We start from the raw sequence: 22,398 nt of genomic DNA on the forward strand, positions 1-22,398 counted from the left end.
ATAAATACTGTCCAGAGCTTTCCCTGTGACGTTTTGTGCCGGTTCCGGGCTGTGGGATTGTCGTCTCCGTGTCCCGGACGCGCTGCAGCGCGAAGCGTTGCTGCGCAGAGCCGGGACCCATAAGCTACGTGCTCCGTCGAAGCGTGGGCCCCGGCTCTGCAGCGCACCGCTAAGGGCGCTGCGCTGCGTCCGGGGCACGAGAGCGCCTCACCCTCGGTGTCATTCCCCGCGAAAGCGGGGAATCCAGTACGCCGCGGCCCCTCCGGGGCGCCCTCACGCTCTCTGGAATACTGGATCGCCCGCCTTCGCGGGCGATGACACTGAGATTGTGGGAAACGGTCGGGCCGCCTACCAGCGCGCTGTGCGCCGCTAGACCGTCTGCGCCACCACGCTGCGCGACTTCGGCGCTTTCGCGATCTCGAACAACGCCACGGACTGCCCGGTCAGCGCTGCGAGCACCAGGCCGACCATGTGGGCCAACCGCTCGTCCTTGGCCTTTTTGTCCAGGAGGTCGCGGCCGAAGATCACGCTAAGCGTCGCCGAGTTCGAGAGATAGAAGAAGCATAGCCCTGCAATCGAGATGTAGAGCTGCACCGGATCGACCGCGACCTGGAAGTCGCCGCTGTCGACGCCGCGCCGCACCACGGTGCGGATCATCTCGACGAAGGGCGAGTGCATCGACTTGACCTTGGTCGATTTCTTCAGGTGCTTTGCACGCGCGAGGTTCTCGGTCTGGAGCAGCGACAGGAATTCGGGATTGCGCAGGAAGTAATTCCAGGTGAACTCGATCAGCCGCCGGATCGCCTCGGGCGGCTCGAGATGCTCGAGATCGAGCCCCCGCTCCTCGCTGCGGATCTTGTCATAGGCGCCTTCGAGCACCGCGAGGTAAAGCTCGTCCTTGTTGCCGACGTGGTAGTACAGCATGCGCTTGTTGGCGCCGGCCTTGGCCGCAATGCGGTCGACGCGCGCGCCGGCGAGCCCGTGAGCGGAAAACTCCTGCTTGGCGGCTTCGAGAATGCGCAGCCGCATCCCCTCGGGATCGCGCTGCCATTTCAGAGTTCGCTTTGCCTTCGCCAAACCGGGTGCTCGCTGGTGCTGTCGGTACGCGTGTAACACGCGCGCAGCCCGCCGCATAGTTTCGCGACAGTGAAAGCCGAGCAAGCCGGTTTCGTAGGGTGGCAAAGGCGCTCTTGCGCCGTGCCCACGTCCTCGCATCAATTGGGCAAGGACGTGGGCACGCTTCCGCCTTCGCTCTACGAGCTTCGGCGGACAAGTCGCTTTGCCACCTGCGGGCGTCCCTCACTCCACCGGCTTGGGCGAGCGCTCCAGCAGCACCGTCTGAATGCCGCAGGTGCCGTTTCGCACCGTCATGATTCGCGTGCCGGGCTTACGACCGTTGCGGACCTCGGTAACGTCGAGGCCGGCGGCGATCAGGCGGGCGCGCGTGGCGTCGATGTCGGCGACCCGCCAGCTCAGGCCCCAGAGCCGGTCATGCGCGAGGTCGCCGCCGGCGACCGGCCGGCGCACCACCTCGACGATCAGATCGCCGCAGCGGAAGAACATCAGCTGGCCCCAATCCTGGTGCGAGCGGTCGAGCGCCAGATCGAGCCCGAGCCGCGCACCGTAGAGCGCGGCGGCGCGTTCGGAATCCTCGGTGGTGACCACGACGTGATCGAGCGCGTCGATCGGCGCGATGTCGGTCGCCGGGGAGAGCGGACGCTCGTCGGCCAGCTCGAGGAAGAACATGCGCACGCCGCGCGTCAGTTCCGTGGCGGCCCGCGTGCGCCTCCAGTGCAGGACGTTGCCGGTTTCCGAATCGCTGCTTTCGACCTCGGCGACCGGATCCGGGCTCAAGGCCACCCGCTGCAGCCGCCGATGCATCCTGCTCATGTCTGCGACACGAAAGCACAGGCTGGCGAGCACGCCCTCCTGGTCGTCGAGCAGCGCGCGCATGCGATCGGCCGTCACGCTGAAACCGCTCGGCGCCATCAATTCGATCGTCATGTTCTCGAGGGTGAACAGCACGCGGTCGGCGCCCTCGCCGGAATTCTGCCATGCCGGCGCGCGGGCGAGCAGCGTCTGGTAGGCCGCCTTGGCTGCACCGATATCCCTGACCAGAGCGACGATGTGATCGAGGCCGGTGATCATATGTCCCCCTTTTGATCGACCCTTTTATTGACCTGGAACCAATGCGCCGAAACACGGCGCTTGTCCGGGCTTGGCATTGCCCGGCGATGGTCGTATTCCGGCCTCATGCTGACCTCAAGCGCTTGGGGCGGCAGATTTGCGAATAATTTCAGCGATCCCTGAGCGGAACCGGTGTTACAGTAAGCGCGCCGGCCTGGACCACAAAGCGCATGACGGACAAGCAATGCAGGCTCTCTTCATCGGACAGACCTATATCGACGTCGTCTTCATCACCGACCACATGCCGACCGGGGACGAGAAGCACGTGGCCTCGGACTACGCGGTCTCCTTCGGCGGCAACGCGGTGACGGCGGCGTTCTGCTGCGCCAAGCTCGGCATCGTGCCGGATCTCATCGCCACCGCGGCCAATGACTGGCTGGGGCGCATGTTCCAGGACATGTGCGCGAAATACGCGATCTCGCTGCACGGGCGGAAGGTCAACCAGTCCTCGCTCTCCTTCATCATGCCCAAGGACGGCAAGCGCGCCATCGTCCGCTGCCGCGACGACGAGCACATCCATCCCTTTCCGATGCTCAATCTCGGCGGCTGCCGCGCGCTGCATGTCGACGGCCACCAACCGGATGCCGCGATCCACTACGCAAAAGTCTGCCGCGAGGCCGGCATCCTGACCTCGCTCGACGGCGGCGGCCTGCGCACCAACACCCATGAGCTGCTGGAATTTATCGACGTCGCCATCGTGGCCGAGCGCCTGTGCGAGCAGATGGACCTGACGCCGGAGAAGATGCTCGACTATCTCAAGAGCCGCGGCTGCAGGATCGGCGGCATCACCATGGGCGAGAAGGGCCTGCTCTGGTACAACGAGACAGGTGCGGTCGAGATCATGCCGGCGATGCCAATCCCGCGCGAGCGCGTGATCGACACCAACGGTGCCGGCGACGTCTTCCACGGCGCCTATGTCTACTCCTACCTCGCCCATCCCGGCAAAAGCTGGCGCGAGCACTTCGATTTTGCCCGGGCCGCCTCGACCTTCAAGATCCAGCGCCTCGGCAACGAGGCCGGCCTGCCGACGCTCGTCGATATCGCCAAGGTCCGGCACGAGTTCGAGGTCAGGGTTTAGCGTTCGCTGGGGTTTGTTATGGGGCGCGTTTTCGTCGCCGGCAGCATCAACATGGATGTGGTGGCGACCGCCGATCGCCACCCGCGCGTCGGCGAGACCGTCGCCGGCCGCGAGGTGCTGTATTTTCCAGGCGGCAAGGGGGCGAACCAGGCGGTGGCCGCGTCGCGGCTTGGCGCGAAGACCACGTTGATCGGGCGATTGGGGAAGGATTCATTTGGCACTGAGCTGAAGACGTTCCTCGGCGCGCAGGGTATCGATCTCGGCTCGGTGCGCGACGCCGACACGCATACTGGCACCGCGATCATCACCGTCGCCGCCTCCGACAATACGATTGTCGTCATCCCCGGCAGCAATGCCCTGGTCAGCGCGGATGATGTGGCGGACGTGCCGCTGGCGAAGGGCGATGTCGCGGTCAGCCAGTTCGAGATCCCGCTGCCGACGATCGCCGCGTTCTTCCGGCGTGCGCGCGAGGCCGGCGTCGTGACCGTGCTCAACCCGGCGCCGGCGCAGAAGATGTCCGGTGAGCTGCTCGCGCTGGTCGACATCCTCGTGCTGAACGAGACCGAGCTCGGCTTCCTTACCGGAGTGGAGCTTAAGGACGCCGACGAGACCGCAAAGATCTTCGACGTCGCGCGAAAACTTCAGGCGCGCGCGGACCAGACCATCTGCATCACGCTCGGCAAGCGCGGCGTGCTTGCGCTTGCGGGACGCGAAGAGGTCGCCGTGCCCGGGCGTGCCGTGAAGGCGGTCGATACCACCGGTGCCGGCGATTGTTTTGTCGGCGCGCTCGCCGCGCAACTGGCTGACGGTGTGCCCTTGCGCGCCGCCCTCGCCTTCGCCAACGCCGCCGCCTCGATCAGCGTGCAGCGCATGGGCGCGGGGCCGTCGATGCCGACGGCCACGGAAGTGGCGGCGGTGCTCCGCGCTGGCTGATCACGCCAGCGCGCTCTTCAGATCGAAGCTCTCATCCGCGGCCTGCGCCGGCGTGATCGAGCGATTCATGCCCTGCAAGCGGCGGCCGAACATGTGGTCGCCGGCGCGGTTGATGGATTCGATGCCGAGCAGCGTCTCACCCTTGTAGCAGAAGGCGGAGAACGCCTTGTTCGCGGCGCTGCCACGCAGCACGACGCGGTCGTAGCCGGTGGTGAGGCCTGAGATCTGGAGCTTGTCATCGCCCTGGTCGCTCCAGAACCAGGGATGGCTGTCGTAGGGCTTCTTGTCGCCGGTCAGCCGCGCGGCGAGGCAGCGGGCGTGGTCGGTCGCGTTCTGCACCGATTCCAGCCGCAGCGATCCGCCGAAGCGGGGGCTTGCGAACAGTGCGCAATCGCCGATCGCGGAAATGTCAGGGTCAGCCGTCGACAGATATTCGTCGACGATGATGCCGGCGGCGACCGGCAGCCCGGCCTCAGCCGCAAGCTCGATGTTCGGCAGCACGCCGACGCCGACCACGACGAGGTCGGCGGGCAGATGCCGTCCGTCGCTCAGGGAGACCCCGGTGACCTTGCCGCCCTCCGCCTCGATCGAGGTCGCCTGCACGCCGAGATGGACGCGGATACCGGCCTCGCGATGGCGTTCCTGAAAATACTCCGACACCTCCGCCGTCACCGCCCGCGCCATCACGCGCGGGGCAAGCTCGAGCACGTCGACCTCGAGGCCCTTGATCCGGGCGGTGGCCGCGAATTCGAGACCAATGAAGCCGGCGCCGATCACCACGACCCGTGTCTTCGAGGGCATGATCGCACGCAGCGCATCGCTCTCGTCGAGGATGCGCAAATATTTCACGTCGGGCAGATTGGCGTTGGGCAGGTCGAGCAGCCGGTTGCGTGCGCCGGTGGCCAGCACGAGGTGAGCGTAGGCCAGCGTCTCGCCCGAGGCGAGCAGCACCTTGTGGCCGGCGCGGTCGATCGACACTGCGCGGCCCGCGATCAGCTCGATCTTCTGGTCCTGGTAGAATTTTTCGGGGCGGAACATCAGGCTCTCCGGCCCGGCCGACCCCTTGATATAGGCCTTGGACAAAGGCGGCCGCTGATAGGGCAGATGCGCCTCGTCATTGATCAGGCAGATGCGCTGCGAAAAGCCCGCCTGGCGCAGGGATGCCGCGACCTGATAGCCGCCATGGCCGGCACCGACGATGATCACCGGACCGTCGCTCATTGGACAGCCCATTTCCGGAAGACACGAGCGTGACCCATGTCGTCTCCTCTCTCGCTGATTTTGGTTGCTGGCCTTACGAGGAGCCGGCGCTCGTGTCCGTCCCTTGGCGAAGGCAGCCCCATTTGAGCCTATCGTTTCGCCCCGCGCAAGGGCGGCGGTCGGGGATTGTCACCCCTGCCCTTCTGCGATTTAGTTGCAGCAACCACCTCCTGCCGGAGACTTTCTCAGATGCCAGCCCCCATCTCCCAGCCCGATGATCCCGCCCTGCTGCGGATCGACGGCCCGATCGCGACCATCACGCTCAACCGCCCCGCAGCGTACAACTCCATCGATCTCGCCATCGCGCAGAAGCTCGAGCAACTCGCGGCCTATATCGAAGCCGCTGACGACATCAGGGTCGTCGTGCTCGAAGGCGAGGGCCGAGCGTTCTCGGCCGGCGGCGATCTGCAGACGATTGGTGCCGCCGCCGAAGCGGGCACGGTGACGCCCGTTGTCGGCGAGCTCCTGAAGCACTATCACGCCTTCATCGAGATCGTCAGGCGCATGCCGAAAATTTCGTTGTCCAGCGTTCACGGCTCGGCCGCCGGCGCCGGCATGGGTCTCGCCTTCGTCACCGATCTCTGCATCGCCGCCGATGATGCCAAGTTCACGCCGGCTTATGCCAAGATCGGGGTGTCGCCGGACGGCGGCTCGACGGTCGGCATCGTCGGCACGGTCGGCTCGCGCCGGGCGCTGCAGATCTTCCTATCCGAGGACAATTTTACCGCGCAGCAAGCCTATGAATGGGGCCTCGTCGCCAAGACCGTTCCGGCCGCCGAACTGAAAGCGGCCACGCGAAAACTCGCCGAGCGTCTGGCGCAGAACCCGCCGGCCGCAATCGCCGGCACCAAATCGCTGGTCTATCAGGCCGCCACCACGCCGGTGAAGCAGCAGCTCGATGCCGAGGAGCACAAGATCATCATGGCGATGAACACGGACGAATTTCGCAGCGCCGTGAAGAAGTTCACGAGCAAGTCGAAGTGACGACGCCGGCGCGTACGTTCTACGGCCTTCGTCACGGCGCGACCGACTGGAATCGCGAGGGACGATTCCAGGGGCGGACCGACAATCCGCTGAACGAGGACGGCCTGCGGCAGGCGCACGAGGCCGTGGACATGCTGCGCGGCGCAGGCATCAGCCGCATCGTCGCAAGTCCCTTGGCCCGCGCGGCGCGAACGGCCGAGATCATCGCGGCCGCGATCTCGGTGCCGCTCGCGATCGACGACGGCATCATCGAGTTCGACTTCGGCAGCTTCGAGGGCCTCCCTGTCCGCGACCTCATGATCAAGCACGGCGTCACGTCAGCGACGGGCCTTGTCTCGATCCTGCCGGCCGACGGCGAGAGCTGGGACGCCATGACGGAACGGTCGTTGGCTTGCGTCTCCGCGTGGCTCGACCGTCATCCCGGTGATAATTTGCTGTTCGTCTGCCACGACGCCGTGATGCAGGGCATGGCCAACGCGCTGTGCGGTAGCTACTTCAAGAATAGCCATGGCACACCGTTCCGTTACGTGCGCGAGCAAGCTCATTGGCGGGTCGAGCAAGTCGTTACTTCGGACAGATATAGCCCGTCCCCGCCGGCGACTTGAAGCAGCCGACCGATTCCGGCAGCACCTTCTGCGGCAGCCACAGCACCACGCTCGGGAAGTAGATCGCGAATGCGATCGTCCCCAGGAACACCAGATAGATCGGCAACGCAGCGCGTAGCGCTTTCGCGAAACTTATGCCGACGAATTTCGACGCCATCAGCAGCACCAGTCCGTAAGGCGGCGTGATCAGGCCGAAGGCGAGCGTGGCGATCAGCACCACGCCCATATGGACGCTATTGATGTCACCCGCCTCCGTCAGTGTGTTGACCAGCGGCATGAAGATGATGATGGTCGGCACCGGTTCGATGAAGTCGCCGACGACGGTGAAGAGCAGCACCATCAGCAGCATGATCAGATGCGGATCGTTACCTGCCATCGAGGTGATGACATCGGCGATGTAGCTCGCGCCTCGCAAATAAGCGAGCATCCAGCCGAAGGCATTGGCTGCGCCGATGGTGACCAGCGGCAGCGAGAAGATCAGTCCGGCAATGCAGAAATCGTAAGGGATACTCTTGATGTGCCCGCGATTGAGCGCGGGGATCACGACCAGGACAATCCAGACCACGGCGACCACGCCGGCTTCGGTCGGCGTGAACCAGCCGGTCAGGATGCCACCGAGCAGGATCACCGGGATCATCAGCGGCAAGGCCGCATCACCGGCCGCGAACACCACCTGCCGCAGCGGCGCGCGCGGCTTGCGCAGGCCCGAAGGGCCGAAGAAGTAGCAATAAAGCATCAGACCGAAGCCGATCATCAGGCCGGGCACCACGCCCGCCATGAACAGGCCCGCGATCGAGACGTTGCCGACCGCGCCATAGACCACGGCGGTAATGCTCGGCGGCACCAGCGCGGCGATTGTGGAGGCCGAGGCGATGATGGCGGCGATGAAGGCCGGATCATAGCCTTCGCGCTTCATCGGGCCGCCGAGCGCGCGGCTCATCACGGCGACGTCGGCGGTGGTCGAGCCCGACATTTCCGAGAAGAACATGCTGAAGACAACCACGACCTGCGACAGCCCGCCTCTGATGTGACCGACCAGCGACACTGACAGATTGGCTATTCGCACCACCACGTTCGCGGAGCTCATGAGCTCGCCGACCAGCAGGAAGAACGGGATCGCCAGCAGCGCCTCGGAATCGACACCGTCAAAGATCTTCTGGATGATGGCGGCGAGCGAAACGTCGGACAGGAGAGCGCCGATGAAGACGCCGGCCATCAACGAGAACGGCACGGGCACGCCGAGATAGCCGAACGACAGGAAGCAGATCGTCATCAACGCCAGAACAACAGGTGCGCTCATAGCTGCGCCCTCGCCTGCGCGTCGGTGACGATGGGCGTTCCATCTTCCTCGGGCGGCTCGGGATGGTCGAAGCCGTTGCGCAGGCCGTTGACGAGCTGCTCGATGGTGAACAGTCCGATCAGCACGCCCGACAACGGGATGATCGCGTAGAGCGAGGCGATCGGCGTGCCCGACGGCAGGCGAAAGCTGCCGAAGCCGCGCAGATAATTCTGATAGCCGTACCAGATCAGGCAGAAGGCGACGCCGAGCACGACGAGGCGGATGATCAGCTCGACGATCAGCCGCGAGGTGCCGTGCAAGGCCTCGGAGATCGCGGTGAGATAGAGGTGGTCGTTGCGCCGGGTCGCGGCCGCCGTGCCGATGAAGATCGCGTAGATGAACAGCGTCGAGGTGACCTCCTGCAGCCACAGCCAGGGATGACCGATGGTCCGGGTGACGATGTCCGCGGTGACCGACAGCGAGAAGCCGAAGCAGAGCACGCCACAGAGGATCATCAGCGCGAGCTCGAGCCAGTCGAGCCAGCGCCATTTCAGGTGGCGCTGGCGATGCACGAGCAGTTTGTCGGCGATGGCCATTAGTCCCCCGTCCCAAAGCTATCGGATGTGACAGCTGGGAAGCTGCCGATCACGCTCGGCCTGCATGGTTCGAGACGCCCGCTTCGCGGGCTCCTCACCATGAGGGTCTAAAATCTCGCCGCGAAACGAGACCTCATCCTGAGGGCCCGCCGCAAGGCGGGAGTCTCGAAGGATGGCCGCAAGCGACCTAATTGATCGACCGGATCAGATCCTTGACCTTCTCGGCGTGCGGGCCGAGCTCCTTGGCGAGCTTGTCGAGATAGGGATCGGCGACCGTCGTGAAGGTCTTCTTGTCGACGTTGTCGACGATCTTCACGCCCATCTTCTTCAGCTTTTCGGCCGCGGTGCGCTCCAGCTCGAACGCCTTCGCCGGTTCCTTGGTGCTGATCTCGTTGGCCGCGGTCTGCACCCAGCCCTTTTGCTCGGCCGAGAGGCTCTGCCAGAGCTTGTCGGAGATGAACACCAGCGCGTTGTTGGCCTCGTGCTCGGTGATGTTGAGGACCGGCGCGACCTCGTAATGCTTGTTGACGAGGTAGACGTTGATGCTGTTTTCGGCGACGTCGACGACGCCGGTCTGCAGGCTCGTGTAGACGCTGCCGAACGGCATGTGCACGGTCTGGGCACCGTAAGCTGGGAACATGGTGTCCTCAGTCGCGGTCGCCTGCACGCGGACCTTTGCGCCCTTGATATCAGCCACATTGCGGATCTCCCGCTTCGCGTACATGTGGCGCACGCCCTGCGAGCCGGTCGCGATCACATGCAGGCCCTGGGTGGTCTCGTCGATCATGGCCTTGAGCGCTTCGAACACGCGGGGATCCGCGAGGCCCTTCACCACGTGGTTCTCGTCGCGGAACAGATAGTGCAGCGACATCACGCCGGCCTGCGGCGAGATCGTCGCGGTGTTGGCGGAGGAGATGATCGAGAATTCGACGTCCCCGGCTTTCACGAGCTGGAGCACCTGCGGCTCCTGCCCGAGCTGCGCGCCGGGATACTGGTCGATGATCATGGTGCCTTTGCTCAACTCCTTGAGCTTTTCGGCAAAGATGTCGCCCGCGATGGAATAGCCCGTGTTGCGCGGCTGGTCGTAGGCGAAGCGATAGTGCTTCACCTCCTGCGCCCCCGCCCCGGTCACGAACAGCACGGCAGCCGCAGCCGCCAACCCATGTAAGAATCCTGGCATGGATCGTGCAATCATCGTTTCCCCCTGTGTTATGCCCGCCGCTTCTGCGGTCTGAGCAGTCGTCGTTCGGTCAGCTTGTCTCGGTCTTCCCAGTCCTCTGCATGAAATCGAAGTCGCAGCCCTCGTCGGCCTGCATGATGGTTTCGTTGAACAGCCAGGCATAGCCGCGCCGCGCTTCATCGGGCGCGGCGGCCGTCTTCAATGCAGTGCGCCGGCGCTCCAGCTCGGCCGCATCGACCAGCAGCTCGATGCTGCGCTTGGCCACATCCAGGCTGATCATGTCGCCGTTGTTCACCAGCGCCAGCGGCCCGCCCACCGCGGATTCCGGGGTGATGTGCAGCACGATGGTGCCGAACGCGGTGCCGCTCATGCGCGCATCCGAAATGCGCACCATGTCCTTGATGCCGCCGCGCGCCAGCTTCTTCGGGATCGGCAGGTAGCCCGCCTCCGGCATGCCCGGCGCACCCTTGGGGCCGGCATTGCGCAGCACCAGCACGTCGTCGGCGGTCACGTCGAGATCGGGATCGTCGACCCGCAAGGTCATGTCCTCGACGGATTCGAACACGACGGCCCGCCCGGTATGCTTCAACAGCTTCGGGCTCGCGGCCGATTGCTTGATCACTGCGCCGCGCGGCGCGAGATTGCCGTGCAGGACGGCGAGGCCGCCTTCCGCCTTGATCGGATTGTCGCGCGGACGGATCGCATCCTGGCCCGGCACGTCCTCCGCATCGGCGACGACGTCGCGCAGCGTCTGGCCCGAGATCGTCTTGGCATCAAGATCGACGAGGTCGCCGAGCTGCGCCAGCAGCTTCGGCACGCCGCCGGCGTGATGGAAATGCTCCATATAGTGCTCGCCCGACGGCTTGAGGTCGACCAGCACCGGCACCTCGCGGCCAATCTGGTCGAACACGTCGAGATCGAGCCGATGCGGCGAGCGATGCGCCATCGCGGTCAGATGGATCAGGCCGTTGGTGGAGCCGCCGATCGCCTGGAGCACGACCTGCGCGTTCTTGAAAGATGCCGGCGTCAAAAGCTCGCTCGGCTTCGGTCCCTTGGTCTTGGCCATTTCGGCGGCAACCCTGCCGCTCGCTTCCGCCAAACGGAAACGCTCGGCATGCGGCGCGGGAATCGTCGCGCTCATCGGCAGCGACAGGCCCATGGCTTCGATCATGCAGGCCATGGTGGACGCCGTGCCCATCACCATGCAGGTGCCGACCGACGGCGCGAGGCGGCCGTTCACTGCTTCGATTTCGACATCGTCGATTTCACCGGCGCGATACTTGCCCCAGAGACGGCGGCAATCGGTGCAGGCGCCCAGCACCTCGCCCTTGTGATGGCCGACCACCATCGGACCGACCGGAATGACCACGGTCGGCAGGTCGGCGCTGATCGCGGCCATCACCTGCGCGGGAAGGGTCTTGTCGCAGCCGCCGATCACGATCACCGAATCCATCGGCTGGGCCCGGATCATCTCCTCGGTGTCCATCGCCATCAGATTGCGCAGATACATCGAGGTCGGATGCGCAAAGCTCTCGGCGATCGAGATGGTCGGGAACACGAACGGCATCGCGCCCGACAGCATCACGCCGCGCTTGGCGGCCTCGATGATCTGCGGGACGTTGCCGTGGCAGGGATTGTAGTCGCTATAGGTGTTGGTGATGCCGACGATCGGACGCTCCAGCGCGTCGTCGGAATAGCCCATGGCCTTGATGAACGCCTTGCGCAGGAACAGCGAGAAGCCGGCATCGCCATAGCTCGTCAGACCCTTGCGCAAACCACTCGTCATCATGCCACTCCTTCACTTGCCATTGTGGTACAGCCTGAACCTCGATTGTCAATAAGCTTGGTCCATATTGTCGCATTTTCGGCCGGCAGGCACCCTCTTCGGCACAAATTATTGACAATCCGTCCCTTCCCTGCTCCACAGGGCGAGCCGGCCAGACGCCGGGAGGCCGAGGGCATGTCCGACATTCGCACCGCAGACAGCATGCCGGTCCGGCACGACGATCCGGACGACATTGTCGCGCGGCTGGAGGAGGACATCATCTTTGGCCGCCTGCCGCCCGGCGGGCGCCTCACCGAGGACGCGCTGATGTCGCGCTACGGCACCTCGCGCCACTTCGTGCGGCAGGCCTTGGTGGATGCAGAGCGGCGCGGCATCGTCCGCCGCGAGAAGAACGTCGGCGCCACCGTGCGGTTCTACTCGGCCGAGGAGGTCCGGCAGATCTACGAGGTCCGGGAGATGCTGACCCGGCAGGCCGCGTTGATGATCCCCCTGCCCGCGCCGCGATCGCTGATCGACGAGCTCTCCGCGCTGCAACGGCAATATTGCGCGAGAGCCGATGCGCAGGATCTGCGCGGCATCCACGAAGCCAACGACGCTTTCCACCTCGCGCTGTTTTCGGCCTGCGGCAATCCCTATCTGGTCCGCTCCCTCCAGGACTACATGAACCTGACGCTGCCGATGCGCGCCAAGAATCTCGCCGACCGCGAAGGGCTCGCGCAATCGCGGCGGCAGCATGAGATGATGATCGAGCTGTTGAGGGGGCGCGACAGCTGGGCGCTGGCGCAGCTGTGTGTGGATCATATGCAGTTCAGCAAGAAGGACTATCTGGCGCGGATTGCGGACGAGGCCAGGCGCTAGTCGGCAAACTTTCTGCTGCAGGCATCCATCACGGAACGCCGGTGCCCCGGGCGCGTTGGAAGGCCGAGCATAAGGCTCGGTCTTGGTTCGGACGCCGCGGGCGGCAGTTTCTCGCAGTATGTCACGCCCAAGGGAGGACTGACCGAGCAGGTTGAACAATGAGGGTCTGCGGAGCGATGCGGACCGGTTTGTTCATCGCATTGATTGCGGCGGCCTGGCTCGGCGGACAGGTCCAGGATTCTTACGCGCAAAAGCGGCCGTCGGTTTCTCCGGGCGAATCCACGAAGGTGTCTCCGAGAAAGGAAGGCACCCCCAAGAAGGAAGCGGGACGACCTGCGGACCCGTATACGGTGGGATTTGTAACCGGTTCGCCGCAATGCACTGAATTCGCGATCGCTCAGGACATTGCGACCACGCTCGCCGGCGGCCAGGAGACCGGTCCTCATGGCCAGGTCGCATTGCGGGTCCTGCCCATCGTGGGAGACGGTGGTGCCCGCAACGTCCTTGATGTGCTCACCCTCGCAGGTGCCGACGTGGCGATTTCGCCCGTCGTCCTCGTCGACCGGCTCCGGGAGACAAGGACCTTCGGGGATATTTCTGACAGGCTGACCTACATTGCCCCGCTCCATATCGAAGAATTCCATCTTCTCGCACGGGCGGAAATCGGAAGCCTGACGGAGCTTTCGGGAAAGAGGGTCAATCTCGGGGACGACGGCAGTGCCGGCGCCATTCTCGGCCGCGAAGTGTTGAACCGTCTGGGCGTCGAGATCATGGAGTCGAACCTGGGACCGGAGGCCGCGCTGGATGGTCTGAGGAAGGGAGATCTCTCCGCCGCTCTGCTGGTCTCAGGAAAACCGCTCAGCTTCCTGACGCAGGTCTCGCAACTCGATGGTATTCACCTCCTGCCGATCCCCTACTTCAAGGAGCTGCTGCAACAAGATTATCTGCCATCGACGTTCCGCCACAAGGATTACCCGAATCTGATCGCCGCCGAAGCGAGCGTTGACACGATCGCGATCAAATCCGCCCTCTTCGCCTACAACTGGCCGAGCGGCAACGAGCGATTTCGGTTGCTGGAGTTCTTCGTCCAGACATTGTTCACGCGCTTTCCCGAATTTCTCGGCGACGCCCATCATCCTAAGTGGCGCGAAGTAAACCTGGCCGCACAACTCCCCGGATGGCGACGATTCCGACCAGCAGAGCGCTGGCTCCAGCAGCAATCGGGAGGGGAAGCCGCGCTTCGCAAGGCGTTCGGCCGGTTCATCGAGGGAAAGCCAACTGCCGATCTACCTGATCGCGAAGAACTGTTTCGGGATTTCCTGCGCTGGAGAGAACGCAATCCGGCCAAGTGAGCAGACTTGGGCAAACAAACCTCGGGAGGTATCGATGCGCAAAACCGTGGTGGGCGCAGCCCTTGTTGCGTTGCTCGCCTTGATCGCCGATGTGAGGCGCCCCGCCGCCCAATTTGCTCCCTTCTGGCCACAAGCGCCGCAGCTGCTCCCGGGCACAGCGCCACCGGCCGACGAGGTCGAAAAAACCAGGACAGCTCCTCACCGAAAGAAGGCACATAGAAAGCACAAAGTCGTTCGTCCACCGCCAAACCAGCGGGAGGTCGCGGAAAAAAACGGATACCAGCGGGTCAGCGATCTCGTGAACTTTCCGAAGTTCTTTCCGGGCCTCGGCATCATATTCGTCAAGCCCGACACCTTGCCGCTGGGGCCGTTCCTGACCTTCGATCGCAGGGACCGTCTGGTCGCGACCGTCTACATGGTCCCGAACAAGGACATCGACGATCACAAAACGTTGGAGGGGGCGGGGTCAGCAGGACCAGTTGACCACGTCAGCTTCTACTTCAACCCAGGTCACCCCGGCGTGGATGTGCCGCACTACCATGTGGTTCTCTGGCACGTGACCAAGAAACAGGAAGAGCGCGTTGCCAAATGACGTACGACAGGTCATGCGATCACGTCACTGACGATGTCAGTACCGCCTCAGCAGGCCACGCTCCACGCTGGTCTCGCCATAATCGGCGCAGGCCCTTTTCGGGTTTTGGATCAGGTCCGTTCGGACCCGCCTGAACGTTTTGCGGGCCGCGTCGGACACTTCGGGACGGAATTTGCGGGGATCGTAGCTCTCGCCGTCGCGGGCCTTGATGGCCGCGGCATAGGCGTCGATCATGGCCATCGCGACGTCGGGACTGCCGAGCAGCCGGGCGCCGAGCTGAACGCTGCCGCTGCCATCGACCTCGTAACCGTCGCATCGCTGTTCGAGCACCACTGATGCGGTGACAAGCTGGTCGAGGAATGCCGCCTCGGCCTCGGTGAGGGGTACGGCTAGCGCCGGTCCTGAGAAGAGTCCTTGCACGATCGCCGCGTGCGTCGCGACGACTGACAATTTGATTTTCATTCTCGTGGTTCTCGCTGCCGACAATCGACCAGGATCGTACGGATCGAGAGCCAAGCGACGAGCGCAAGGTTGATCTAGATCAACGGGTCGTCATGCCCGGGCTTGTCCAGCGGCCCGAAGCGCTAGGTCGTCGCCGACTTGATCTCGTCGCGCGTTTGAAGCTCCGCCCCGCAAAATGGACAGAAAAGGACGGCCTGATCGAACCACCCCATTTCTCGATCTGTCTTGACGCCTCCAACAGTCAAATACAGGACACCAGTATCCTCTCGGACGAAGAAAAATCGTTCCTGCGGCAGCGCAAGTGCGTCATTCAAGTCCTTCATGTACCGAATGACTTGCGCTGCGCGGCCACGGCTTCCCTACCGCTTCTTCCAGTCAATGATACGGCTGGTGTCGCCATCGAACTCCATGCTGCAGAACGTGCCGCCCTGGAAATAATCCCCGACCGGATCCGGCTTCAGCTTGGCCTGCTCGGCCAACGCGTGCGCGACGTGATCCTCTGAGCGGCCGGTGGGGCGATAGCCGAGTTCGTAGGCGCGGCTGTTGTCCCACCAGGCGCGCTCGTTGAGGGATGCACCGTAGAAGATTTCGAAATGGATGTCGGGATGCTCGAGCCCGATGCGGCAGAGCTGCACGAGGTCGTCGGGCTTGAGCCAGATCGAGAGCCGGCGCTGATCGAGCGGCATGTCGCCGAAATTGCCGATGCGCAGGCACGTCACCTTCATCCCGTGCTTGTCGGCGTAGAGCGCGCCGACGGCCTCGCCGAACACCTTGCTGACGCCGTAGCGCCCGTCGGGACGCGGGGTGACGTCGGTGCCGATCTTGTGGTGTCGCGGATAGAACCCGACGGCGTGGTTCGACGAGGCGAACACCACGCGCTTGACGCCCTTGCGGTAGGCCGCCTCGAACAGATTATAGCCACCGATGATGTTGGCCTGGAGGATCTGATCCCAGCTGCCTTCGACCGAATAGCCGCCGAAATGAATGATGCCGTCGACGCCCTCGCAGATCGCCTCGCACTGCGCGAGATCGGCGAGGTCCGCTGCCTTGAACTTCTCGTTCGCGCCGAGATCGGCGGGCGGCTTGATGTCGGACAGCAGGAGATCCGAATAGATCGGCGGCAGCAGTCTTCGCAGACTCGTGCCGATTCCGCCCGAAGCTCCCGTCATCAAAATACGCGGCATGTCTTCCCTCGCCTGTGGTGACCGATTTGCGGTCACATGTCTCTAATGATAGCAGGATTGTCCAGAGGGAACGAAACGAGAGAACCGACATGAATGAGGCATCGTCCCACACCCAGGAGCGGCCAGGCTGGCGGCCTGCGACGTATTACCCCGACCCGGCCATTCGTGCACTCGATCCCCGCTTCGAAAAATACTGGCTGAAACTGTCGGCGGTGGAACGGCTGGCGACCGGCCTGCGCTGGGCCGAGGGTCCGGTGTGGTTCGGCGACGGGCGCTATCTCCTGTGCAGCGACATCCCGAACCAGCGCATCGTCAAATGGGAGGAAGAGACCGGCGCGGTCTCCGTGTTCCGCAAGCCCTCCAATTTCGCCAACGGTAACACGCGCGACCGGCAGGGACGGCTCGTCACCTGCGAGCATGGCGGCCGGCGGGTGGTGCGCACCGAATATGACGGCAGCATCACCGTGCTGATGGATCAATTCAACGGCAAGCGGTTGAACTCGCCGAACGATGTCGTTGTTAAATCGGACGGCTCGATCTGGTTCACCGATCCGACCTTCGGCCTGCTCGGCAATTACGAGGGCTACAAGGCCGAGCCCGAGATCGAGCCGAATGTCTACCGGCTCGATCCCGAGACGCGCAAGGCGACCATTGTCGCCGAGGGGGTGCTCGGGCCGAACGGGCTGTGCTTCTCGCCGGATGAGAAGATCCTCTATGTCGTGGAATCCCGCGGCGTGCCAAACCGAAAAATCCTCGCCTATGACGTTTCGGCTGACGGCACCGAGATTTCCAACAAGCGCGTCCACATCGATGCAGGTCCTGGCACGCCGGACGGCATGCGCTGCGACATCGACGGCAATCTCTGGTGCGGCTGGGGCATGGGCGATCCCGAGCTCGACGGCGTGGTGGTGTTCGCGCCCGACGGCGTCATGATCGGCCGCATCGCGCTGCCCGAGCGCTGCGCCAATCTCTGCTTCGGCGGCGTCAAGCGCAACCGCCTGTTCATGGCGGCGAGCCAGTCGATCTACGCGCTGTATGTGAACACGCAGGGCGCGTTGGGGGGATAGGCGCTCACAAATGACGGTCTCGTAGGGTGGGCAAAGGAGCGTAAGCGACGTGCCCACCACCGCGCCGTCGCGGGCGCGAAGACGTGGGCACGCTTCGCTTTGCCCACTCTACGGCACCTCGCCTTGTCGCGACACGCCGCCCAAAACAAAAACGCCGGAGCGGTTGCCCGCTCCGGCGTCGTTCGTTCACGCGCAAAAAAACTTACGCCGCGTTGAAGCCGGCGACGGCCTTCACTTCGAGGAAATCCTCGAGGCCGTACTTGCCCCACTCGCGGCCGTTGCCCGACTGCTTGTAGCCGCCGAACGGCGCGGTGCGGTCGTTTGGCACGCCCTGAAGGTTGACGTTGCCGGCGCGGATCTGGCGGCCGACGCGCTTGGCGTCCTCGACCGAGGCACCCGTGACATAGCCGGCGAGGCCATACGGCGTGTCGTTGGCGATCTGCACCGCCTCGGCTTCGTCCTTGGCGCCGATGATGGTCAGCACCGGTCCGAAGATCTCCTCGCGGGCGATCGTCATGTCGGGCGTGACGTCGGCGAAGATGGTCGGACGGACATAGAAGCCCTTGTTGACGCCTTCGGGCAGGCCCGGGCCGCCGGCGACGAGCGTTGCGCCCTCGTCGATGCCCTTCTTGATCAGGCCCTGGATCTTGTCCCACTGGCCGCGGTTGACGACGGGGCCGATGGTGGTGCCTTCGGCGCGGGGATCACCGGCTTTGGTCTTGTCGGCGACCGCCTTCGCGATCGCGGCGACGTCCTTCATCTTGGACAGCGGCACGATCATGCGTGAGGGCGCGTTGCAGGACTGGCCGGAGTTGTTGAACATGTGCATCACGCCGCCGGTCACCGCCTTCGTGAGGTCGGCGCCTTCGAGGATGACGTTCGGGGACTTGCCGCCGAGCTCCTGGCTGACGCGCTTCACGGTGGGGGCAGCGCGCTTCGCCACATCGATGCCGGCGCGGGTCGAGCCGGTGAAGGAGATCATGTCGATGTCGGGGTGCTCGCTCATGGCGGCGCCGACCTCGGGGCCGAGGCCGTTGACGAGGTTGAACACGCCCTTGGGCACGCCGGCATCATGGAGGATTTGCGCAAAGATCAGCGCCGAGGTCGGGGTGAACTCACTGGGCTTCAGGATCATGGTGCAGCCGGCGGCGAGCGCGGGCGCGACCTTGCAGGCGATCTGGTTGAGCGGCCAGTTCCAGGGCGTGATCATGCCGACCACGCCGATCGGCTCGCGCAGCACCATGGCGGTGCCGACCGGCTCCTCGAAATGATAGTTCTTGAGCACGTCGAGCGTGGTCATGAGATGGCCGAGGCCGGCGCCGGCCTGGAGCTTCTCCGCCATCGGCAGCGGGGCGCCCATCTCGTCGGAGACGGCGGCGCCGATCTCCTTGAGACGGCCCTTGTAGACCTCGATGACCTTGGTGAGCAGCGCGACGCGCTCATCACGGCTGGTCTGGGAGAAGGTTGCGAAGGCGCGCTTGGCGGCGGCAACCGCCTTGTCCACGTCGGCCTTGGAGCCCAGCGCAACCTCGTACATCGCCTCTTCCGTCGCGGGATTGACCACGGCGGTGGACTTCTTGACGGCGGGATCGACCCAGGCGCCGTCGATGTAGAATTGCATGCGATTGACCATCGTTAACCTCTTCTTGGGGGCATGGTGGGGGCGTTTCGGCAGGCATCCTTGCACGAAAGCGCCGGCAATTGAACCCGCCATATGCGGGGCCAGCGTTGCGGCGGACGCGCGGAATATGGGACGCGATTTGAAGCGAGGCAAGCGGCCTGGGTCCCGGCTCTGCGTCGCGACATTTCGTGTCGCGCCGTGTCCGGGACACGATTTGGAGTGAGTCCAACCAGGCTCGTGCCCCGAACGCAGCGCAGCGCTATCCTGGCGATGCGAAGCATCGTCCAGAGCAGCGGTGCGTTGCAGAGCCGGGGCCCATGCGACCGGTTACCTCGACTACACCGCCATCTTCCGATGCAGCACCGGCGCGCCGGTGGTGAGGCTTTCGGCCGCATCGATGATGGCGTTGGCGTCGATGCCGTAGTGCCGATAAAGGTCCGCGATCGTGCCGGTCTGGCCGAACTGCTCGACGCCGAGCGCCTCGACGCGGTGGCCGCGGACGCTGCCGAGCCAGCCGAGTGCTGACGGATGGCCGTCGATCACGGTCACGATGCCGCAGTCGCGCGGCAGCGGCGCCAGCAGTTTTTCGATGTGGCTGAGATGCTGCACGCCGCGGCGATCCCGCCGCAATTTCCGTGCGGCGGTCCAGCCCGCATGGAGGCGGTCCGCCGAGGTGATCGCAAGCAGGCCGATGTCGCGCCGGCTCTCGCCGATGAAGCCGGTCGCCTCGATCGCCTCAGGTGCCACCGCACCGGTATAGGCGATTACGACTTCGGCATTCGGGCCCGGCTTGCGCAGCCAATAGGCGCCGTCGGTGATGCCCTGCTGCAGCTCCGGTGTCATGATCCGCTGGGCCTGCTCGATACTGCGCGTCGAGAGCCGCAAGTACACCGAGCCGCCCTCGCCCGCTTCGCGCTGCATGTGCTCAAAACCGAACGCCATGATCACGGCGAGCTCGTCGACGAAAGCCGGCTCGAACGAGGCGAGCCCGTCCTGTGCCATGCCGATCAGGGGCGTCGCGATCGACTGGTGCGCGCCGCCCTCGGGCGCGAGCGTGATGCCTGACGGCGTCGCCGCCACCATGAAGCGCGCGTCCTGGTAGCAGGCGTAGTTCAGCGCATCGAGCCCGCGCTCGATGAAGGGATCGTACAGCGTGCCGACGGGCAGCAGCCGCTCGCCGTTGATCTGGTGCGACAGCCCGAGCGCCGAGAGCATGATGAACAGGTTCATCTCGGCGATTCCAAGCTCGAGATGCTGGCCCTTGGGCGAAAAGTCCCAATTGAAGGTGGAGGGAATTTTCTCGCTGCGGAATAAATCCGCCTTTTCGGCGCGCGCGAACAGGCCGCGCCGGTTCACCCAGGGGCCGAGATTGGTCGAGACCGTGACGTCGGGTGAGGTGGTGACGATGCGCTTGGCCAGTTCGCTGTCGCCGCGGGCGATCTCGTTCAGCACGAGGCCAAAGCCCTGCTGGGTCGACATCTGCGGTGACGGCTTGAACGCGAGCTGCTGGGGCACCTCGACGACGGGCGCGGTCAGCCGGCGGCCGTCCTGGTTGAACGGCACGCGCGCGAGGAACGCATCGAGCTCGGCAGCGGATTGCGCGAGGCCTTCGTACTTCTCCCATTCATGCCCGGGCCGGATGTTCTGGCTGTCGCGATATTTTTCCATTTGGGCGACCGTCATCAGGCCGGCGTGATTATCCTTGTGGCCCTGGAACGGCAGGCCGACGCCCTTGATGGTGTAGGCGATGAAGCAGACCGGACGATTGTGATCGATGGATTCGAACGCCTCCAGCATGCTCGCCATGTCGTGGCCGCCGAGGTTCGACATCAGTGCCAGCAATTCCTCGTCGCTGCGCCTGTCGATGAGTTTCGTGATCGGCCCCTGGTCGCCGATCTCGTCGTGCAGATGTTTGCGGAACGCGGCGCCGCCCTGGAAGCAGAGCGCGGCGTAAAGCGCGTTCGGGCAATTGTCGATCCAAGCTTTAAGCGCCTCGCCGCCGGGCTCGGCGAAGGCCTCGCGCATCAGGCGGCCGTATTTCACGATGACGACGTCCCAACCGAAATTGCGGAACATGGTCTCGAATTTTTCCCAGAGCCCTTCGCGCACGACGGCATCGAGCGACTGGCGGTTATAGTCGACCACCCACCAGGTGTTGCGCAGGCCGTGCTTCCACCCTTCGGCAAGCGCCTCCCAGATGTTGCCCTCGTCCATCTCGGCATCGCCGACCAGCGCAATCATCCGCCCTTCGCGGCGATCCTTCATCCAGCCATGGGCCTTGACGTAATCCTGCACCAGCGAGGCGAACAGCGTCTGCGCGACGCCGAGGCCGACCGAGCCGGTGGAGAAATCGACGTCGTCGACGTCCTTGGTGCGCGAGGGATAGGACTGCGCGCCCTTGAAGCCGCGAAAGTTCTCCAGCTTTTCGCGGCTCTGCCGGCCGAACAGATACTGGATGGCGTGGAACACCGGGCTGGCATGCGGCTTCACCGCGACGCGATCCTCGGGGCGCAGCACGTGGAAATACAGCGCCGACATGATGGTGGCGAGCGAGGCGGACGAGGCCTGATGTCCCCCGACCTTGAGGCCGTCGGCGTTGGGGCGGATGTGGTTGGCGTGGTGGATGGTCCAGGACGACAGCCACAGCGCCTTGCGGCTAAGCGCGGTCAAGGTGTCGAGGCGAGCGGTATCGACGGGCATGGCAATGCTCCCGGGAACAGGTGGCGCGATGATACGCCCGTGGGAGGCGCCAAACTTCTCAATTTTTCGCGCAATACCGCCCGATATTGGGATACCATACTAATGATTACCCCGAATATACAGGTTTCGTCCCAATGCCAGAGCTCGACGCCATCGACCGCAAAATCCTCGCGCTGCTTCAGGCCGACAGCCGGCTGACCATGCAGGAACTCGCCGACAAGGTCGGGCTCTCGGTCTCGCCCTGCCATCGCCGGGTCAAGCTGCTGGAGGAGCGCGGCGTCATCAGCCGCTACGTTGCGACCGTGGACCAGAAGGCGCTCGGCCTGCATGTCAGCGTCTTCATCTCGATCAAGCTGGCGCGGCAGAAGGAGGAGGATCTCAACCGCTTCGCGCGCGCGATCTCGAAATGGGACGAGGTGCTGGAATGCTATCTGATGACCGGCAACCGCGACTATCTGCTTCGCGTGGTTGCGGCCGACCTCGCCTCCTACGAGACGTTTCTCAAGACCAAGCTGACCCGGCTCGACGGCATCGCCTCGATCGAGTCCAGCTTTGCACTGAGCCAGGTGAAATATTCGATCGCGCTGCCGGTGTGACCTGCCTCAGCGTGACAGAGCGGCTGTCACATGGACGCAACAAACCCCGCCGATGGTCGTTGGTAACACTGGCACCCT

At 64.4% G+C, this 22,398-nt stretch carries 21 protein-coding genes; 9 read left to right on the forward strand and 12 right to left on the reverse strand.

Translation table 11 applies throughout. The annotated features are described in order from the left end of the window. Positions 1-369: 369 nt before the first annotated feature. Together RAD04_RS02690 and RAD04_RS02695 are read right to left on the reverse strand one after the other, a co-directional pair. On the reverse strand, positions 370-1,077 hold the full coding sequence (locus RAD04_RS02690) for a TetR family transcriptional regulator (RefSeq protein WP_461622521.1): 708 nt from the start codon (positions 1,075-1,077) through the stop codon (positions 370-372). A gap of 222 nt (positions 1,078-1,299) precedes the next feature. Continuing rightward, positions 1,300-2,148 carry a VOC family protein gene (locus tag RAD04_RS02695; protein ID WP_461622522.1) on the reverse strand — a complete coding sequence of 283 codons (849 nt, stop codon included), beginning with the start codon at positions 2,146-2,148 and terminating at the stop codon, positions 1,300-1,302. A 223-nt stretch (positions 2,149-2,371) separates the two neighbouring features. On the opposite strand from RAD04_RS02695, the gene RAD04_RS02700 reads away from it, so the two are divergent. After that, a complete protein-coding gene (locus RAD04_RS02700) occupies positions 2,372-3,265 on the forward strand; it encodes a sugar kinase (RefSeq protein WP_461622523.1) in 894 nt (297 codons plus the stop codon). A gap of 18 nt (positions 3,266-3,283) precedes the next feature. Continuing rightward, positions 3,284-4,198, forward strand: a complete 915-nt coding sequence (rbsK, locus tag RAD04_RS02705) for a ribokinase (protein ID WP_461622524.1) — start codon at positions 3,284-3,286, stop codon at positions 4,196-4,198. On the opposite strand, the gene RAD04_RS02710 is transcribed toward rbsK, so the two are convergent. Further along, positions 4,199-5,419 carry an NAD(P)/FAD-dependent oxidoreductase gene (locus RAD04_RS02710; protein WP_028143468.1) on the reverse strand — a complete coding sequence of 407 codons (1,221 nt, stop codon included), beginning with the start codon at positions 5,417-5,419 and terminating at the stop codon, positions 4,199-4,201. Positions 5,420-5,647: 228 nt separating this feature from the next. On the opposite strand from RAD04_RS02710, the gene RAD04_RS02715 reads away from it, so the two are divergent. Beyond that, positions 5,648-6,442, forward strand: a complete 795-nt coding sequence (locus tag RAD04_RS02715; RefSeq protein WP_461622525.1) for an enoyl-CoA hydratase/isomerase family protein — start codon at positions 5,648-5,650, stop codon at positions 6,440-6,442. After that, positions 6,439-7,047, forward strand: a complete 609-nt coding sequence (locus tag RAD04_RS02720; protein ID WP_461622526.1) for a histidine phosphatase family protein — start codon at positions 6,439-6,441, stop codon at positions 7,045-7,047. Before RAD04_RS02715 ends, RAD04_RS02720 begins: the two co-directional genes overlap by 4 nt. Here the strand turns inward: RAD04_RS02720 and RAD04_RS02725 are convergent. The 4 genes from RAD04_RS02725 to RAD04_RS02740 form a co-directional block, all read right to left on the reverse strand. After that, entirely contained in the window at positions 7,007-8,347 is a 1,341-nt protein-coding gene (locus tag RAD04_RS02725) for a TRAP transporter large permease (protein WP_461622527.1), read from the reverse strand. The genes RAD04_RS02720 and RAD04_RS02725 overlap by 41 nt on opposite strands. Continuing rightward, positions 8,344-8,922, reverse strand: a complete 579-nt coding sequence (locus tag RAD04_RS02730) for a TRAP transporter small permease (RefSeq protein ID WP_018322810.1) — start codon at positions 8,920-8,922, stop codon at positions 8,344-8,346. The genes RAD04_RS02725 and RAD04_RS02730 overlap by 4 nt, the downstream gene beginning before the upstream one ends. A gap of 187 nt (positions 8,923-9,109) precedes the next feature. Then, a complete protein-coding gene (locus tag RAD04_RS02735) occupies positions 9,110-10,117 on the reverse strand; it encodes a TRAP transporter substrate-binding protein (protein ID WP_461622528.1) in 1,008 nt (335 codons plus the stop codon). A gap of 55 nt (positions 10,118-10,172) precedes the next feature. Next, a complete protein-coding gene (locus RAD04_RS02740) occupies positions 10,173-11,888 on the reverse strand; it encodes an IlvD/Edd family dehydratase (protein WP_461622529.1) in 1,716 nt (571 codons plus the stop codon). 174 nt (positions 11,889-12,062) lie between these two features. On the opposite strand from RAD04_RS02740, the gene RAD04_RS02745 reads away from it, so the two are divergent. The 3 genes from RAD04_RS02745 (at position 12,063) to RAD04_RS02755 (ending at position 14,690) form a co-directional block, all read left to right on the forward strand. Continuing rightward, positions 12,063-12,746 (forward strand): GntR family transcriptional regulator, encoded by a 684-nt coding sequence (locus RAD04_RS02745; protein WP_461622530.1) that lies wholly within the window; start codon positions 12,063-12,065, stop codon positions 12,744-12,746. A 176-nt stretch (positions 12,747-12,922) separates the two neighbouring features. After that, positions 12,923-14,098 carry a TAXI family TRAP transporter solute-binding subunit gene (locus tag RAD04_RS02750; protein WP_461622531.1) on the forward strand — a complete coding sequence of 392 codons (1,176 nt, stop codon included), beginning with the start codon at positions 12,923-12,925 and terminating at the stop codon, positions 14,096-14,098. Between the two features lie 34 nt (positions 14,099-14,132). Further along, positions 14,133-14,690 carry a hypothetical protein gene (locus tag RAD04_RS02755; RefSeq protein WP_461622532.1) on the forward strand — a complete coding sequence of 186 codons (558 nt, stop codon included), beginning with the start codon at positions 14,133-14,135 and terminating at the stop codon, positions 14,688-14,690. Positions 14,691-14,726: 36 nt separating this feature from the next. On the opposite strand, the gene RAD04_RS02760 is transcribed toward RAD04_RS02755, so the two are convergent. The 3 genes from RAD04_RS02760 to RAD04_RS02770 form a co-directional block, all read right to left on the reverse strand. After that, positions 14,727-15,152, reverse strand: a complete 426-nt coding sequence (locus tag RAD04_RS02760) for a hypothetical protein (RefSeq protein ID WP_461622533.1) — start codon at positions 15,150-15,152, stop codon at positions 14,727-14,729. A gap of 122 nt (positions 15,153-15,274) precedes the next feature. Then, positions 15,275-15,475 carry a hypothetical protein gene (locus RAD04_RS02765; RefSeq protein ID WP_461622534.1) on the reverse strand — a complete coding sequence of 67 codons (201 nt, stop codon included), beginning with the start codon at positions 15,473-15,475 and terminating at the stop codon, positions 15,275-15,277. 36 nt (positions 15,476-15,511) lie between these two features. After that, positions 15,512-16,336, reverse strand: a complete 825-nt coding sequence (locus RAD04_RS02770; protein WP_461622535.1) for an NAD-dependent epimerase/dehydratase family protein — start codon at positions 16,334-16,336, stop codon at positions 15,512-15,514. A gap of 89 nt (positions 16,337-16,425) precedes the next feature. On the opposite strand from RAD04_RS02770, the gene RAD04_RS02775 reads away from it, so the two are divergent. Continuing rightward, a complete protein-coding gene (locus RAD04_RS02775; RefSeq protein ID WP_461622536.1) occupies positions 16,426-17,403 on the forward strand; it encodes an SMP-30/gluconolactonase/LRE family protein in 978 nt (325 codons plus the stop codon). A 202-nt stretch (positions 17,404-17,605) separates the two neighbouring features. Here the strand turns inward: RAD04_RS02775 and RAD04_RS02780 are convergent, their stop codons facing one another. Both RAD04_RS02780 and RAD04_RS02785 read right to left on the reverse strand, forming a co-directional pair. Beyond that, a complete protein-coding gene (locus tag RAD04_RS02780; protein WP_461622537.1) occupies positions 17,606-19,036 on the reverse strand; it encodes an aldehyde dehydrogenase family protein in 1,431 nt (476 codons plus the stop codon). A 324-nt stretch (positions 19,037-19,360) separates the two neighbouring features. Further along, positions 19,361-21,724, reverse strand: coding sequence for a transketolase (locus RAD04_RS02785; protein WP_461622538.1), 2,364 nt, complete (start codon positions 21,722-21,724; stop codon positions 19,361-19,363). A 134-nt stretch (positions 21,725-21,858) separates the two neighbouring features. On the opposite strand from RAD04_RS02785, the gene RAD04_RS02790 reads away from it, so the two are divergent. Beyond that, on the forward strand, positions 21,859-22,320 hold the full coding sequence (locus RAD04_RS02790; protein WP_028144303.1) for an Lrp/AsnC family transcriptional regulator: 462 nt from the start codon (positions 21,859-21,861) through the stop codon (positions 22,318-22,320). Positions 22,321-22,398: the final 78 nt, after the last annotated feature.

The sequence above is a fragment of the Bradyrhizobium sp. 25ACV genome (genome assembly GCF_054863005.1).